Origin of the sequence: Saccharopolyspora rosea (assembly GCF_025643595.1) — a bacterium.
Classification (GTDB): Bacteria; Actinomycetota; Actinomycetes; order Mycobacteriales; family Pseudonocardiaceae; genus Saccharopolyspora; species Saccharopolyspora rosea.
Map to the genome: position 1 here is coordinate 5,805,684 of NZ_CP102826.1, position 14,664 is coordinate 5,820,347.

Below are 14,664 nucleotides of genomic sequence, written 5' to 3' on the forward strand. Positions count from 1 at the left end.
GAGCGATCACCTCTGAAACGTTCCAGGGGATCGGGAAACCCTCCCCAGTTGATCTTGGTATTGCGGGCGGAGGTAACCTGATCGAGTCGCCGGGACGCAGTCCTCGGTGACGAGTGGGCGCCCTGGACAAAGCCCGCCTTCCCTCATCAACGTGCGATGTTCAGGGCGCTCCCGCCACTGTCGGCGCCAGCGGTGCCATCCGCTCGGTGAACGAGGTCACCGCGGCCCCTGAGGCAGCATCGGGCCGGGCCGAGGGGTTACCCTGCGACAGTGAGTGAGGAAACGATCCGACTCGAACTCGACGACTCCGGCCTCTCCGTGGATCTCCCGAAACCACCGAATCCGAATGACCAGGTCCAGGGCGTTCCGTATCGCCCGGTCGAGTTCCGCGACGACGACCTGCCGACCGCCCTGGAGCGGTCCGCCCAGTGGCTCCGCGAAGCCCAGAACTGGTTGGGTGAGCCGCTCGACGTCATCGCCGTGCACCTCGACTACGACGATCGCGAAGGCGCCCCTTACTACGACCTGAAGTTGCTGTGCAACGAAGAGGACCTGGCCGGAGCGCCGATCGCCCTGCGCAAGCTGCAGAGCGGCACCGCAGGCTGACCCGAGAAGTCCACCCACGCCGGGCCGGGTTCGCGCATCGCGGACCCGGCCTCGTGGTGCCGCCGGCCGGGAGCGGCGATCCCGGCGTGAGTCCACTGAGGACTCAGGATTTCGGTTCGGCCCACTGCTCCAGGCGGTCCGCGATCTCCGGCAGCTCCCGCCGGTCGCGGCCGACCTCGCGGACGAGGATGAGCGCGGCCTCGTCGTCGGCCTCCACCCACCAGCCGTTCATGTCGCACATCGCGACCGCCGCGACCCAGCCGAGGCGCCAGTTGCCCTCGTGCAGCGGCCGGGTGCGCACGATCGAGTCGAGCAGCGCCGCCGCCTTGAGCCACAGCGTCTCGTAGGCGGGAACCCCGAGGACCTCCGCGCGGGGCCGGTACGCCGCCGCGTCCAGCAGTCCGCTGTCGCGGACCAGCAGATCACCGTCGGTGATCGCGGTGGCGAGCAGGAGCAGGTCGGAGCTGTCGAGGTAAACGATCACCGCTCAATGGTCGATCATGCCGGTCCGAGCCTGTCCAGCAAGCCCCGGTAGCGCGGCACGACCCGGTCCACGACCTCGCCGATCTGCTGTTCCCGCCGGCGACGGGCCCAACGCTCGGCCAGCGCGCTGCGCACCACCTCCTGCTTGGAACGCCCCTCGGCCTCGGCCAGCTCGGCGAGCCGCCGGTTGTCTTCCTCGCTCAGGCGCAGCGTCATAGCCATGTGCGGGATGGTATCGCGGTGGTACCACTCCGCCCAGGCGATACGTTCGGTGAATGGCCCGACCACGAGTGCACGACGAGGCCCTGCGCGTCCGGCTGCTCGACCGCGCGGCGAGCTGCTCTCGGCGCACGGCCCCGAGGCGTTGAGCCTGCGCCGCCTCGCCGCCGACGCGGGCACCTCGACCACCGCCGTGTACTCGCTGTTCGGCGGCAAACCCGCCCTGGTCCGCGAGCTGTACGTGGAGGGGTTCCAGCGGCTCGGCGACCGGTTGGAACAGGTGCCGCGCACCGAGGACCCGCTGGCCGACCTGGAAGCGCTCGGCCACGCCTACCGGGACAGCGCGCTGGCGAACCCGCACTTCTACTCGATCATGTTCGGCCGCGCGGTCCCCGACTTCGCTCCCGACGAGGCCGCGCTGGAGCTGTCCAAGCAGTGCATGCGGCCGCTGCGGGAGGCCGTCTGCCGGGCCATCGAGGCGGGCCTGCTGGTCGAGGTCGATCCCGAGGAGATCGTGTTCGCCGCCTGGGGACTCGTGCACGGTCTGGTGTCGTTGGAGCTCAACGGGTCGACGCCGGGGGCGGGCGAACGCCGCGCCGCCCGCTACAGCCGGGCGCTGGAGCACAGCATGGCGGGCTGGAGGCGCTGACCCCGAGCGACGGGGGCCTGACTCGGGGCCAGCGCGGTCGTGGGCACCGGCACGTGCCCACGATTCCTCCCGGCGACCGGCGAGTGCGGGCTCGCCGTCGGGGCGTCGCCGTCCCGCGGGCTCGAAGTGGTATAGACCATCTTGCGCCGGGTTCCGGCCCGGATCGAGCGGCCCAACGGCCGCACCGGATGCGACGGTCGGGTCAGAGCCTGTCTCCGAACTCTTTGCGGGGAGCGCTGCCGGTGGCGGTGCGAGCGGCGAGACGGCTCACCGACGGGGAAAGCGGCCGACGCCGCTTGCACGTCCCTCCCGGGAGCAGGTTCACGACAAGCACTCAGACCGAGCCGTACTCGCGATCCCCCGCGTCACCGAGACCGGGAACGATGAAGCCGGACTCGTTGAGGCGCTCGTCGACGCTGGCGGTGATCACGCGCACCGGCAGCCCGGAGTCCTCCAGCCTGCGCAGGCCCTCCGGAGCGGCGAGCGTGCAGATCGCCGTCACGTCGCTGGCCCCGCGACCGGTCAGCAGGCTGATCGTGTGCACCATCGAGCCGCCGGTGGCCAGCATCGGGTCGAGCACGTACACCGGCCGCCCGGCGAGGTCGGCGGGCAGCGACTCCAGGTACGGCGTGGGCTGCAGCGTCTCCTCGTCGCGCGCCAGGCCCACGAAACCCATCTGCGCCTCCGGGATCATCCGGTGCGCCTGGTCGGCCATGCCGAGCCCGGCCCGCAGCACCGGCACCAGCAGCGGCGGGTTCGCCAGCCGGTAGCCGTCGGTGCGCGCCACGGGGGTGTGGATCGGCTCCACCGCCACCTCGGCGTCCCGGGTGGCCTCGTAGATCAGCATGAGCGTGAGCTCCTGCAACGCGGCCCGGAACGCGGCGCTGTTGGTCCGCGCATCGCGCATTGTGGACAGTCTTGACTTGGCGAGTGGGTGTTCCACGACCCGGACATCCATGGGCAACAACAGTAACCGCGGGTCACGGCCCCCACGTGCGACGCGGGGCCGCAACGTGTCATGCGTCGCAGGCGTGGGTGGCCAGGCCGCGCACCACGAGATCCAGCCCGAACTCGAAGCGCTCGTCGGCGTCGCCGGACATCAGCACGGGCAGCATCGCGGTGAGGACCGGGAAGCGGTCGCGCGGCAGCTGGGAGTAGTACTGCTCGACCTGCGCCATGCGCGTGGTGCGCTCGGCTTCGGTGAGCCCGAAGTCGGCCGAGCGCTCCATCGCGACCGCCGTGCCGCAGAGGGCGAGGAAGTCGGCGGCGAAAGCGACGACGCGCTCGGGCAGTCCGCCCGCGCGCAGCAGCGCGAGCAGCGCCTCGGTGACCGCGACCGCGTTCGGGCCGGTCGGCGCGGGGGCGCGCAGGGGGACCACGGCGATGCCGGGGTGCCGGGTCATCACCTCGACCGACTGGCGCAGGAGGTCCTTGACCTGCTCCTGCCAGCGCGCCGGGTCGGGTTCGGGGAGCTCGATCTCGCCGAGCACCAGGTCCAGCACCAGCTCGTGCAGCTCGTCCTTGTTGCGCACGTAGGCGTACAGCGACGCCGCTCCGGTGCCGAGGCGCTGGGCGACCTTGCGCATGCTCACCGCGTCGAGCCCCTCGGCGTCGAGCAGCTCCAGCGCGGTGCGCAGGATCAGGTCCAGGCTCAACGGCTGCTTCGCCGACGGCTCGCGCGCTGCGCGCTGCCGCCAGGGCGGGACGGGCACCGACATCTCTCTCCCATCGATCGTTGCTGCGAACACCGTACTTGACGCGAACAGCGTTCGTCCGTAGAACGGTGTTCGTAACCCGCCGCAGCAGAGGGGCACGAGATGTCCGAACGCACTCCCGTCCTGATCGTCGGCGCCGGGCTGGCCGGCCTGTCGACCGCCGTCTTCCTGGGCCTGCACGGCACGCCGTCGCTGGTCGTCGAACGCCACCCGAGCACGTCCACGCAGCCGAAAGCGCGCGGTCAGCAGCACCACGTGATGGAGGCGCTGGGCTACGTCGGCCTGGCCGAAGCGATGGTCGAGGCCTCACCGCGCACCACTGGATTCCGGTTGCGCATCGCGGAAAGCGCGAGCGGCCCGGTGCTCCGCGAGATCCTGCACGACACCTTCCTCCAACTCGACGACATCACGCCCGCCCGCTCGGCGGACGCCAGCCAGGCCAGCGCGGAACGCGCGCTCGCCGCGCGCGCCCGCGAACTGGGCGCCGAGATCCGCTTCTCCACCACCCTGGAATCGTTCGAGCAGAGCGAATCCGGGGTGCGCGCGACCCTCTCCGACGCGAGCGGAACCCGCACGGTGCTCGCCGACTACCTCGTGGCCGCCGACGGTCACCGCAGCCCGGTCCGCGAGCGGCTGGGCATCGGCACCCACGGCCGCGGCGCCCTGGGGCACTCGATCCTCTGGTTGATCCGCGCCGACCTGACGCACCTCGTGGGCGACCGCCAGGTCCTCTACAACCTGCAGAACCCGGAGCTCTCCGGCGGCACCGGCGTCCTGGTCAGCACCGACCACCGGGACCAGTTCGTGGCCGGGGTCGGCTACGACCCCGAGACGCAAGCCCTGGCCGACTTCCCCGCGGATCGCGCCGTCGAGCAGATCCGGCTGATCACCGGCCTACCCGACCTGGAGGTGGAGATCCTCGACGCCGACACCACGGAGATCGGCATGCACGTCGCGGACCGGTTCTCCAGCGGCCGGGCGCACCTGGTCGGCGACGCGGCGCACACCATGCCTCCACAGGGCGGGCTGGGCGGCAACACCGCCGTGATGGACGGCTTCTACCTGGCGTGGAAGCTCGCCGCGGTGCTCCGGGGCGAAGCCGGGCCGGGACTGCTGGACAGCCACGACACCGAGCGGCGACCGGTGGGCGAACTCATCGCGGAGAACCAGTACAAGAACGCCATCGAGCGCAGCATGCCGCACCTGAAGCGGCCGGACGACACCCCGCCGATCGAGGACCCGGGCATGCTGCTGTTCGGCTACCGGCACAACGGCGCGGTCGTCCCGGAGCCCGGCGAGGACGGCGAGCTCTTGGAGGACCCGACCGAGCCGACGGGCCGTCCCGGCTCGCGCGCCCCGCACGTCCGGCTGACCACGTCGGACGGTGAGCTGTCCACGATCGACCTGTTCGGCCGGGAGTTCGTGCTGCTGACCGAGTCCGAGGCGTGGGCGAAGGCGGCCGAGCAGGTGGCCGCGGACCTCGGCGTCCGGCTGCGGGCGCACCTGCTCGGCGGTGAGATGACCGGCGACTGGGCCGCCAAGTACGGCGTCACCACCGACGGAGCGGTCCTGGTGCGCCCGGACCGCTTCATCGCCTGGCGCAGCCCCGGAGCGGGCGACGGGCGGGACTTGGCGGCGGCGCTGCGGACGGTGCTGTGCCGCTGACGCGGCGAACGGCCCGTCCCGGGCGGACGGGCCGTTGCCCGCGGGTCGTCACGGGTGCAGGACGACCTTGGTGTACCCCTCCACGCGCTGGTCGAACTTGCGGTAGGCGTCCGGGGCGTCGGACAGGGACAACTCGTGCGACACGACGAAGCTGGGCTTGGCCCGCCCGGCGATGATCATGTCGCGCAGCTGCCGGTTGTACCGCTTGACGTTGCACTGGCCGGTGCCCATCACCTGGCCCTTCTCGAACATCTTCCCGATGGCCACGCGGAGCATGCCCTGCTTGGCGTGCTCGTCGACCCCGCCGGGGTCGGACGGCACGTACAGGCCCGGCACGCCGATCCGGCCGGTCGGGCGGACGGTCTGGATGACCGAGTTGAGCACGATCGCGGGCTCCTCCTTGGAGGCGTCGCCGACCTGCGCCTGGTAGCCGACCGCGTCGACGCCCTTGTCGGTGCCCTCGCCGTCGGTCTGGTCCTTGATCATCTCGACCGGGTCGCCCTTGCTGAAGTCGATCGGGATGGCACCGATCTGCTCCGCCTTGGCCAGCCGCTCCGGGATCCGATCGACGCAGAACACCCGCGCCGCCCCGCGCAGCATGGCGGAGTACGCGGCCATCAGGCCGACCGGCCCGGCGCCGTAGACCACGACCGACTCGCCCGGCGACACCTGGGCCAGCTCGCAGCCGTGGTAGCCCGTGGGGAAGATGTCGGCGAGCAGCACGAAGTCGGCCTCGTGGCTGCCGTCGTTGGGCAGCTTGAGGCAGTTGAAGTCGGCGAACGGCACCCGCAGGTACTCGGCCTGGCCGCCCGAGTACGGGCCCATCGCCACGTAGCCGTAGGCACCGCCGGCGAACCCCGGGTTCACGGTGAGGCAGAACCCGGTGTTGCCCGCCAGGCAGTTCTTGCAGAAGCCGCAGGCGACGTTGAACGGCATCACCACCCGGTCACCCCGGTTCAGGCTGGTGACGCCGGACCCGAGCTCCTCGACGATCCCGAGGTTCTCGTGCCCGAACACGATGCCCGGCTCGGCCGCCGTCCGGCCCTCGTACATGTGCAGATCGGAACCGCAGATCGCGGTCGAGGTGACCCGCACGACGACGTCGTTGGGGTGCTGGATCGTCGGCCGGTCCACCTCGTCGATCGCCACCGAGTAGGGCTCTCGGTACACGACTGCCTTCATGAGGGACCACCTCCGGTGGTATGCGGCGCGGAACGCATCTCCATGTCGTTACCCGACTACCCCGCTCGGACCACCCCAAGACACCGAAAGGTGTCCCTCGTGAGGGGAGTTAGGTAGTCCTCGCCCCCCAGCAGCGGCTCAGCCGGACCGCACCGCCCGGAAGCGCACCGCGCCAGTCCTTTGTGGACCAGCGTGCGGCACCGTGCGCCGCCGGGTGGCCCCCGACGGCGCGCGGCGGCCCGGTCTCACGCGGTGTGGGCCGAGCGTCGCGGGGGTGGCGCCGACTTCGCGGCGGGCGGGGGTTCGGCGGGCCAGGCCGCCGGGCAGTGCGTGTTCGGCGGGGGTGTGCGCAGCGTGGTCAGGTAGTCCTCGACCCGCCCGGTGACGCAGTCGTTGCGGTAGTACTGGCCGTGGCCGATGCCGTCGTGCTCCAGCAGGACGGAGTGCGGGATCTGCTCGGCGACGGCGCGGTTCCACGCGTTCGGGGTGGCCACGTCGTACTTGCCCGTGACGACGAGGATCGGCGGGGTGCCGCTGATCGACAGCCGGTGCTGCGGGTTGCGGACCTCGGCGGGCCAGCCGAGGCAGGACGTGACGTCGCTGAAGAACGGCGAGAGCCGGGTGTGCGGGGCGACCTCGGCCGCCCGGTCGCGCCAGGAGCGCAGCTCGGCGAAGTCGCGGACCTGCCAGTTCCAGTCCTCGCACCAGATCGCCTGGTAGGAGTTCTGCGCCAGGGCGGGTGCCGCCTGCGCCGAGGCCGCCGGGGTCCCGGCCTGCAGGGCCTTGAGCCGCTCGGCGAACGGGTACCAGCGCTCCTCCGGGCGGTACATGGCCTCCAGCGCCTCGGAGCGCAGCGCCTCCGCGGTCAGCGGTCGGCCGGTGGCCGGATCGGTGAGCCGGCCCGCCTCGGCCCGCGCGTGCAGGTCGTCCCAGACGGCGCGGACGTCCCGGCCGTGCAACGGGCAGTTCGCGGTGCGCTCGCACCAGTCCGCGAACTCGCTGAACGAGCCCTCCAGGTCCGCCGAGGTGGTCTCGATGTACCGGCCGCCGGAGGTCATGCCGTGGTCCATGTTCGAGTCCGCGACCATCGCGCGGACCCGGTGCGGGAACAGCTCCGCGTACTGCTGCTCCACCTGGGTCCCGTAGGACGCGCCGTAGAAGCTGAGCTCGTCCTCCCCCAGCGCGCCGCGGATGGCGTCCAGGTCGCGGACCGCGCTGGTGGTGTCGACGAAGTCGAAGACCGGACCGGTGTGCGCGCGGCAGTCCGCGCCGAGCCTGGCGTTGTAGTCCAGCAGGTCCCGGTACTGCTGCTCGGTCGCGGGGAAGTCCTTCGGCGCCCGGTCGAGCAGATCCTCGCTGCACCGGACCTCGCCGCTGCGCTTCACCCCGCGCTGGTCCCAGCTGACGATGTCGAAGTTCCGGCGCAGCCGCGCGATCTTGTCGCCGCCCAGGACGTAGGTGTCGATGCCCGAGGCGCCCGGGCCGCCGGGTGGCACGAACAGCACGCCGATGCGGTGCTGCGGGTCGGTGGCGGGGAGGCGGCCGATGGCGATGTCCATCTTCGCCCCGTCCGGGTGGCTCCAGTCCACGGGCACCTCGACGCTGCTGCATTCGCCCTGGCCGCAGGGCTGCCAGGACAGCGTTCCGGGTGTCGCCGCAGCGGCGCAGGCGAAGGAGGGGAGGGTGAGCGCGACCGCGGCCGCGCACCACGACGAACGTGTGAGCACAGGCTCTCCTCGTGCGATCAGTGATCCGGGCAGGAGGCTAGGAGCCGGTGATCACCCGAAAGGGTCATTCGGGGGCGACTGGCGGGTTTTCGCCACGCTTGGTGATCACTCCCGCGCCGCAGTGCGTGCGCCCGATCGGCGCTTAGACTCCGCACATGGTCAACCCGACGAGCGCCGCGCCACGGCTCCCCGCCGAGCTGGCCGACGCGACCCGTGACGACCGGGCGCTGCGCCGGTTCCTGCACGGTCTGCCCGGCGTGGACCAGGTGGGCCTCGAACAGCGGGCCGCCGCCCTGGCGACCCGCAGCATCAAGAAGGCCGCGAAGCGGTGGGCGATCGACACCGCGATCTCGATGGTCGACCTGACCACCCTCGAAGGAGCCGACACCGAGGGCAAGGTGCGGGCGCTGTGCGCCAAGGCCCGCCGCCCGGATCCGGATCGGCCGGGCACTCCCCCGGTCGCCGCCGTGTGCGTCTACCCCGACCTCGTCGCGCCCGCCGTGGCGGCGCTGGACGGCACGGACGTGCACGTCGCGTCCGTGGCGACCGCCTTCCCGTCCGGGCGGTCGTCGCTGCGGGTCAAGCTCGCCGACGTCGAGGTCGCCGTGTCCGCCGGGGCGCACGAGGTCGACATGGTCATCGACCGGGGCGCGTTCCTGGCCGGTCGCTACGGCGAGGTCTTCGACCAGATCAGGGCGGTCAAGCAGGCGTGCGGCCAGGCGCACCTCAAGGTCATCCTGGAGACCGGCGAACTGGCCACCTACGACAACGTGCGCCGCGCGTCGTGGCTGGCGCTGCTGGCCGGGGGCGACTTCATCAAGACCTCCACGGGGAAGGTCTCGCCCGCCGCGACGCTGCCCGTGACGCACCTGATGCTCCAGGCGGTCCGGGACTGGCGGGCCACCACCGGTGAGCTGCGCGGTGTCAAGCCCGCGGGCGGCATCCGCACCACCAAGGACGCGGTGCGCTACCTGGTCGCGGTGCACGAAGTGGCCGGGCCGGAGTGGCTGCGCCCGGCGCTGTTCCGGTTCGGCGCGTCCAGCCTGCTCAACGACCTGCTGATGCAGCGGCGCACCCAGCTCGACGGGCACTACAGCGGCCCCGACTACGTGGCGGTGGACTGACATGACCAGCCCCTGGGAGTACGCGCCCGCGCCCGAGTCGCGCGAGGTCGCCAACCTGAAGCCGAGCTACCGGATGTTCGTCGACGGCGAGTTCGTCGACGGCTCCGGCGAACCGCTCAAGAGCACCAACCCGGCCACCGGGGAAACGCTCGCCGAGGTCGCCGCCGCTGGTGAGTCCGATGTGGACACCGCAGTGCGGGCGGCTCGGCGGGCCTTCGAGAACACCTGGTCGCGAATGCCGGGCGCCGAACGCGCCAAGTACCTGTTCCGCATCGCCCGGTTGATCCAGGAGCGGGCGCGGGAACTGGCCGTCCTGGAGACGCTGGACAACGGCAAGCCGATCCGCGAGTCGCGCGACGCCGACGTGCCCACCGCGGCCGCGCACTTCTTCCACCACGCCGGGTGGGCCGACAAGCTCGGGCACGCCGGGTACGGCCCCGATCCCCGACCGGTCGGGGTGGCCGGGCAGGTGATCCCGTGGAACTTCCCGCTGCTCATGCTGGCGTGGAAGATCGCCCCCGCGCTGGCCTGCGGCAACACCGTGGTGCTCAAACCCGCCGAGACCACGCCGCTGACCGCGCTGGTGTTCGCCGAGATCTGCCGCCAGGCCGAGCTGCCGCCCGGGGTGGTCAACATCCTGCCGGGCGCCGGGGACGTCGGTGCCGCGCTGGTGTCCCACCCGGGCGTCGACAAGGTCGCCTTCACCGGGTCCACCGAGGTCGGCAAGCAGATCCAGGCCGCGCTGGCCGGCACCGGCAAGCGGTTGACGCTGGAGCTCGGCGGCAAGGCCGCGAACATCGTCTTCGACGACGCCCCTCTCGACCAGGCGGTGGAGGGCATCGTCAACGGCATCTTCTTCAACCAGGGGCACGTGTGCTGCGCGGGGTCCCGGCTGCTGGTGCAGGAGTCGGTCGCCGAGGAGCTGCTGGACAAGCTGCGGACCCGCGTCACCGCGCTGCGAGTCGGCGACCCGCTGGACAAGAACACCGACGTCGGCGCGGTCAACTCCGCCGAACAGCTGGCCCGGATCACCGAGCTGGCGAACAGCGGTGACGCCGAGGGAGCCCAGCGGTGGACCAGCCCGTGCCCGCTGCCCGACCGGGGTTTCTTCTTCGCTCCCACGGTGTTCTCCGACGTCCAGCAGTCCATGCGGATCGCGCGGGAGGAGATCTTCGGCCCGGTCCTGTCGGTGCTGACGTTCCGCACTCCTGACGAGGCGGTCGCCAAGGCCAACAACACGCCCTACGGCCTGTCGGCCGGGATCTGGACCGACAAGGGTTCCCGGATCCTGTGGGCGGCGCAGCGCATGCGGGCGGGCGTGGTGTGGGCGAACACCTTCAACCGCTTCGACCCGACCGCCCCCTTCGGCGGCTACCAGGAGTCCGGTTTCGGCCGCGAGGGCGGTCGCGCAGGACTGGAGGCCTACCTCGATGTCTGACACCCCGGAGCGGCTTGCCGTGGCCAAGACGTACAAGCTCTACATCGGCGGGGCGTTCCCGCGCTCCGAGTCCGGCCGGGTCTACCCGGTGCACGACGCGCACGGCGCGTTCCTCGCCAACGCCGCGCACGCCTCGCGCAAGGACGTCCGCGACGCGGTGGCGGCCGCGCGCAAGGCGTTCGGTCCCTGGTCCGGGGCCACCGCCTACAACCGCGGCCAGGTGCTGTTCCGCATCGCCGAGGTGCTGGAAGGGCGGCGCGAGCAGTTCGCCGCCGAGATCGCCGCCGCGGAGGGCGTCTCCCGCGAACAGGCGTTGTCCGCAGTGGACCTCTCGGTGGACCGCGTGGTGTGGTACGCGGGCTGGACCGACAAGATCGCCACGGTGCTCGGGGCGGCGAACCCGGTCGCCGGTCCGTACTTCTCGTTCAGCGTGCCGGAACCGACCGGTGTGGTCGGGGTGCTCGCGCCGCCGGAATCCGCGCTGCTCGGCCTGGTGAGCGTGGTGCTCCCGGTCATCGCGGCGGGCAACGCGTGCGTGGTCGTCGCCTCCGGCGACCGGCCGCTCCCGGCGATCACCTTCGCCGAGGTGCTGGCCACCTCGGACGTCCCGGGCGGGGTGGTCAACGTGCTGACCGGCCAGGTCGACGAACTGGCGCCCTGGCTCGCCGCGCACGCCGACGTCAACGCGCTCGACCTCACCGGAGCGTCGGAAGGATCGCGCGCCGACCTCGAACGCGCCGCCGCCGACACCGTCAAACGAGTCCTGCCGGTGCGCACGCCGGTGGACTGGACCAGGGAACCCGACCTGCAACGGCTCCGCGCGTTCACCGAGGTCAAGACCGTCTGGCACCCGGTGGGCAGCTGATCAGCGGATCTGCCAGTCGATCCGGCCGTCCTCGGTGACCGTGGGGTAGCTGTGCCCGGCGGGAACGCCCTCGCTCAACGCCCGGTGGACCTCGGCGAGCATCGCCGCGACGCCCCTCCACTCCGGGCGGAGCACCTGGGCCGACTCCTGCTCCCACTCCAGCACGCAGCCGTGCAGCGGGCCGGGCCGCAGGTCGACGACCAGTTCGTCGGCGAACCCGTCCCCCGCGATCGGGATCCACGCCGGGTGGTAGCTGGACCCCGGCGAACCGGCGTAGTAGTCGCACGCGGGGCGGTCCCACTGGGTCGTCCACGTCTTGCGGTGGTCCTGCCAGGCCGCCAGCGCCTCGGCCGCGCCGTAGGGCGTGTAGAACGGCGGCAGGACGTCGGCGAGCACGTCCGGGTCGGTGCCGCCGCAGCACGTCCACCACTCGCGCAGGTCGTCGGGCAACCGCAGGCCGAACTCGGCTTCCAGCCCCTCCAGGTCGGGCGGGGGCGAGGGCGAACGGAGCGCCGCCGCGGTCACCGGCGCGTGCTCGGTCAGCCAGAGCACGATCTTCGTCCACAGCTCCGTGACATTCATTCCGATCATGATCGTCCGCGGCGCCGCCGACGGGTACCGCCAACCGGTAGCCCGCGGTTCACCGGGGGTTCTGGTCGACGTCGCCTCGCACCGACTCGATACGGTGGCAGGCGACCGGGGCACACTGCGTGCACCCCGACCCCGTAGGCTTCCGCGAGGTCTCGTTCGGTGACCGGAGGTAGAGAGATGGCGCACGACATCGTCCCCATCGAGCTCGGGCTGCCGCAGGGCGACCTCGTCACCCTGTGGGCGCCGCGCTGGCACGAGGACGGCGAGGAGTGGGAAGCCTTCCTCGGGTTCTCCGACGACCTCTACACGTTCCCGGACGCCGCGCGGCTGGCCGCCTTCGTCCGCACCGCCACCGAGCACGACCTCGACGACCACCCGGCCTGGCACGTGGTGCCGGGCCTGTCGGCGGCGGAGCTCAACCCGGACGAGGACCACCAGTACGACCTGGTGGGCGTGCCCGAGCTGGTGGCCGAACCGCCGGACACCTGGACCATCAACGAACTCGCCGACATCGTGGACATCGCCCGCTCGCTGGCCGACGTCTGCGAACTGGACGCGGTGCACGAGGTGCTCGACTCGGCGGCGGGCTTCGCCGTGCTGCACGAGGGCACCCTGGCGTTCTCCGGCAAGGACGGCCAGCGGCGGTGGACCGAGCTGTGCAAGGTCGTCGCAGAGCGGTGGGACGAGCTGCTCGACGCCATCGACGGCGTCGTGACCACCCCGGAGGTGCCCGAGGACGCGGTGGCCACCGCGGAAGCCGAACTCGCCGAGGCGCTGGAGACCGCGGCCGAGGACACCGAGCCCGCCACCGCCGAGGCCGCCGAGGTCGACGACATCGAGGAGGTCGAACCCGGCTTCTGGGGCGAAGTGGGCATCGACCCGATCCGGATCATCACCAGCCAGGGCGAGTACTACTCGCTGCGCTGCTACCTCGACGACGATCCGGTCTTCCTCGGTTCGGACGGCATGATCGACGTGACCACCTCGCCGCGCGCGCTGGCCCGTTTCCTCGCCGAGGAGGGCGCGCTGGAGGGCAACGACCTCACCCGGGTGTCCACCTGGCCGGAGGTGCGGGACAAGGCCACCGCCGGGGAGCTGTCCGTCGACGTCGACGAGGACAACACCTACGTGCTGACCGGCCTGGACGCCGACCTCGCCGCCGGTCCGTCCGAAGTGGACCCCGCACAGCTCGACCTCGCCGAGGAACTGCTGCTGGACGCGGCGACCTGGGCCGGGGACGACTCCGTCGAGGCGGCGCTGCAACCGTCCGAACGACTGGGCTGGCTGGTCTCCTTCGCGCTGCGGCCGGACCCGAACCGGCTGCCCCCGAGCGCGCCGTTCGACGCCGAGGTCGCCACTTGGCGCAAGCTGGTCGAGGGCCTGGAGGCACGCCTCCGCGTCCACTGAGGACACCCGCCGCCGGCCCGGCGCGCTGCTCGCGAAGGTCAGCCCACCAGCGCCGGGTAGCCGGGTTCGATGACGTCCTGGATGATCCGCGGGCGCTCGTCGAAGCGCAGGACGCCAGCCGCCCCGGGGGCGGACCTCCCCGTCGTCGACCCAGGTCGTCGACGCCCCGCACCCCGTGCCCGAGGCGTTCGGCCCCGCAGTGCTGGATCGCCTCCCAGATCCGGGGCGGCAACGCCTCACCGGCGTGAATCGTGAATTGCGCGTGCTGCCGCCGCACGCATTCGAATGCGTCCGGGTCGTGAGTGGGCGGATAGCCGACTTCCGGACCCGCGATGCCGAAACCTCGGCATCGCGGCGCCGCACCGCGAACTCGGCGATTTCCGCCGACCGGCGTTCCGCCGCATCGCGCACAGCAACGTACCGATTCGGATACGTTTTCCATTCGTTTCGGCGTGTCGCTCCCCTTCGCGGAAACCTTCTTGCACCGACTGCACGATTCCGCCGAGCGTCCAACTCCGCTCCTGGCGAACAACTCCGGTGCTTAGCGGACTTCGGCGTGGACGACCCCGCCCGCGGCCAGGCCCTCGGCGCACTCGGCCGCGGCCCGGTGCAGCGCCGCCGCGGCACCCCGACGGCGCGCGGGAACGCCTCCAGGTAGCGCTCCAGCGAACCGGAGCCGGCGCCGCGGCGAACCATCGCCCCAGTTCACCGGGGTCGTCGTAGGTAGTGCCGGACACCCGGTGCGGCGAGCCAACTCGACGGCCGCGCGTCGAGGCGGTCGTGCAGGAAACAGCTCGGGAGCCGACCGCGCGGTGGCCAAGTTCACCGGAGATGCCATGACTCCCGCGCTACCGGCCCCGCAAGGGCGCGTGCGAGCACTTCGCGGGCGTCGAAAAGCGCGCGACAACGGCGTGCGGACGGAATGCACGGCGCGAACGGGATCGGCCATTGTCACCCGAAAGGCTGCATCTCACGATGCTTGCAGCATTCGGA

At 71.8% G+C, this 14,664-nt stretch carries 14 protein-coding genes and 1 pseudogene; 7 read left to right on the forward strand and 8 right to left on the reverse strand.

Features of this window, described 5'->3' with window-relative positions; all coding sequences use genetic code 11:
- Nucleotides 1-270: 270 nt before the first annotated feature.
- Nucleotides 271-606, forward strand: coding sequence for a hypothetical protein (locus tag NV263_RS26925; protein ID WP_263249484.1), 336 nt, complete (start codon nucleotides 271-273; stop codon nucleotides 604-606).
- A gap of 103 nt (nucleotides 607-709) precedes the next feature.
- Here NV263_RS26925 and NV263_RS26930 read toward each other — a convergent pair whose 3' ends face one another.
- Together NV263_RS26930 and NV263_RS26935 are read right to left on the reverse strand one after the other, a co-directional pair.
- Complete coding sequence (locus tag NV263_RS26930) at nucleotides 710-1,090, reverse strand: type II toxin-antitoxin system death-on-curing family toxin (protein WP_263249485.1); 381 nt, start codon at nucleotides 1,088-1,090, stop codon at nucleotides 710-712.
- A 14-nt stretch (nucleotides 1,091-1,104) separates the two neighbouring features.
- Nucleotides 1,105-1,311 (reverse strand): ribbon-helix-helix domain-containing protein, encoded by a 207-nt coding sequence (locus NV263_RS26935; protein WP_263249486.1) that lies wholly within the window; start codon nucleotides 1,309-1,311, stop codon nucleotides 1,105-1,107.
- Between the two features lie 142 nt (nucleotides 1,312-1,453).
- Here NV263_RS26935 and NV263_RS26940 point away from each other — a divergent pair, with 142 nt between their 5' ends.
- On the forward strand, nucleotides 1,454-1,957 hold the full coding sequence (locus NV263_RS26940; RefSeq protein WP_317630372.1) for a TetR-like C-terminal domain-containing protein: 504 nt from the start codon (nucleotides 1,454-1,456) through the stop codon (nucleotides 1,955-1,957).
- 334 nt (nucleotides 1,958-2,291) lie between these two features.
- Here NV263_RS26940 and upp read toward each other — a convergent pair whose 3' ends face one another.
- Together upp and NV263_RS26950 are read right to left on the reverse strand one after the other, a co-directional pair.
- Nucleotides 2,292-2,915 carry a uracil phosphoribosyltransferase gene (gene upp, locus NV263_RS26945; RefSeq protein ID WP_263249487.1) on the reverse strand — a complete coding sequence of 208 codons (624 nt, stop codon included), beginning with the start codon at nucleotides 2,913-2,915 and terminating at the stop codon, nucleotides 2,292-2,294.
- A gap of 58 nt (nucleotides 2,916-2,973) precedes the next feature.
- On the reverse strand, nucleotides 2,974-3,675 hold the full coding sequence (locus NV263_RS26950) for a TetR/AcrR family transcriptional regulator (protein WP_263249488.1): 702 nt from the start codon (nucleotides 3,673-3,675) through the stop codon (nucleotides 2,974-2,976).
- A 99-nt stretch (nucleotides 3,676-3,774) separates the two neighbouring features.
- On the opposite strand from NV263_RS26950, the gene NV263_RS26955 reads away from it, so the two are divergent.
- Entirely contained in the window at nucleotides 3,775-5,337 is a 1,563-nt protein-coding gene (locus NV263_RS26955) for an FAD-dependent monooxygenase (RefSeq protein WP_263249489.1), read from the forward strand.
- A gap of 48 nt (nucleotides 5,338-5,385) precedes the next feature.
- Here the strand turns inward: NV263_RS26955 and NV263_RS26960 are convergent, their stop codons facing one another.
- Together NV263_RS26960 and NV263_RS26965 are read right to left on the reverse strand one after the other, a co-directional pair.
- Complete coding sequence (locus tag NV263_RS26960; RefSeq protein ID WP_263249490.1) at nucleotides 5,386-6,519, reverse strand: glutathione-independent formaldehyde dehydrogenase; 1,134 nt, start codon at nucleotides 6,517-6,519, stop codon at nucleotides 5,386-5,388.
- 245 nt (nucleotides 6,520-6,764) lie between these two features.
- Entirely contained in the window at nucleotides 6,765-8,246 is a 1,482-nt protein-coding gene (locus NV263_RS26965; protein WP_263249492.1) for an alpha/beta hydrolase, read from the reverse strand.
- A 155-nt stretch (nucleotides 8,247-8,401) separates the two neighbouring features.
- Here NV263_RS26965 and deoC point away from each other — a divergent pair, with 155 nt between their 5' ends.
- From deoC to NV263_RS26980, 3 genes are read left to right on the forward strand one after another with little or no spacing between them, the layout of a single operon-like run.
- A complete protein-coding gene (gene deoC, locus NV263_RS26970) occupies nucleotides 8,402-9,370 on the forward strand; it encodes a deoxyribose-phosphate aldolase (RefSeq protein ID WP_263249493.1) in 969 nt (322 codons plus the stop codon).
- A gap of 1 nt (nucleotide 9,371) precedes the next feature.
- Entirely contained in the window at nucleotides 9,372-10,808 is a 1,437-nt protein-coding gene (locus NV263_RS26975) for an aldehyde dehydrogenase family protein (protein ID WP_263249495.1), read from the forward strand.
- Complete coding sequence (locus tag NV263_RS26980; protein WP_263249496.1) at nucleotides 10,801-11,673, forward strand: aldehyde dehydrogenase family protein; 873 nt, start codon at nucleotides 10,801-10,803, stop codon at nucleotides 11,671-11,673. Before NV263_RS26975 ends, NV263_RS26980 begins: the two co-directional genes overlap by 8 nt.
- Here the strand turns inward: NV263_RS26980 and NV263_RS26985 are convergent, their stop codons facing one another.
- On the reverse strand, nucleotides 11,674-12,255 hold the full coding sequence (locus tag NV263_RS26985) for an SMI1/KNR4 family protein (RefSeq protein WP_263249497.1): 582 nt from the start codon (nucleotides 12,253-12,255) through the stop codon (nucleotides 11,674-11,676).
- A 186-nt stretch (nucleotides 12,256-12,441) separates the two neighbouring features.
- Between NV263_RS26985 and NV263_RS26990 the strand changes: the two genes are divergently transcribed.
- Complete coding sequence (locus tag NV263_RS26990) at nucleotides 12,442-13,671, forward strand: primosomal protein (protein WP_263249499.1); 1,230 nt, start codon at nucleotides 12,442-12,444, stop codon at nucleotides 13,669-13,671.
- Nucleotides 13,672-13,780: 109 nt separating this feature from the next.
- On the opposite strand, the pseudogene NV263_RS26995 reads toward NV263_RS26990, so the two are convergent.
- Nucleotides 13,781-14,509 (reverse strand): annotated as a pseudogene (locus NV263_RS26995) (adenosine deaminase); the annotation flags it as partial.
- Nucleotides 14,510-14,664 lie beyond the last annotated feature (155 nt).

Bases quoted from the DNA above. Each gene is read 5' to 3' on its own strand.
- NV263_RS26980 (WP_263249496.1), top strand. From the start codon at position 10,801: ATGTCTGACACCCCGGAGCGGCTTGCCGTGGCCAAGACGTACAAGCTC.
- deoC (WP_263249493.1), top strand. From the start codon at position 8,402: ATGGTCAACCCGACGAGCGCCGCGCCACGGCTCCCCGCCGAGCTGGCC.
- NV263_RS26955 (WP_263249489.1), top strand. From the start codon at position 3,775: ATGTCCGAACGCACTCCCGTCCTGATCGTCGGCGCCGGGCTGGCCGGC.
- NV263_RS26935 (WP_263249486.1), bottom strand. From the start codon at position 1,311: ATGGCTATGACGCTGCGCCTGAGCGAGGAAGACAACCGGCGGCTCGCC.
- NV263_RS26960 (WP_263249490.1), bottom strand. From the start codon at position 6,519: ATGAAGGCAGTCGTGTACCGAGAGCCCTACTCGGTGGCGATCGACGAG.
- NV263_RS26975 (WP_263249495.1), top strand. From the start codon at position 9,372: ATGACCAGCCCCTGGGAGTACGCGCCCGCGCCCGAGTCGCGCGAGGTC.
- NV263_RS26990 (WP_263249499.1), top strand. From the start codon at position 12,442: ATGGCGCACGACATCGTCCCCATCGAGCTCGGGCTGCCGCAGGGCGAC.
- NV263_RS26950 (WP_263249488.1), bottom strand. From the start codon at position 3,675: ATGTCGGTGCCCGTCCCGCCCTGGCGGCAGCGCGCAGCGCGCGAGCCG.
- upp (WP_263249487.1), bottom strand. From the start codon at position 2,915: ATGGATGTCCGGGTCGTGGAACACCCACTCGCCAAGTCAAGACTGTCC.
- NV263_RS26985 (WP_263249497.1), bottom strand. From the start codon at position 12,255: ATGAATGTCACGGAGCTGTGGACGAAGATCGTGCTCTGGCTGACCGAG.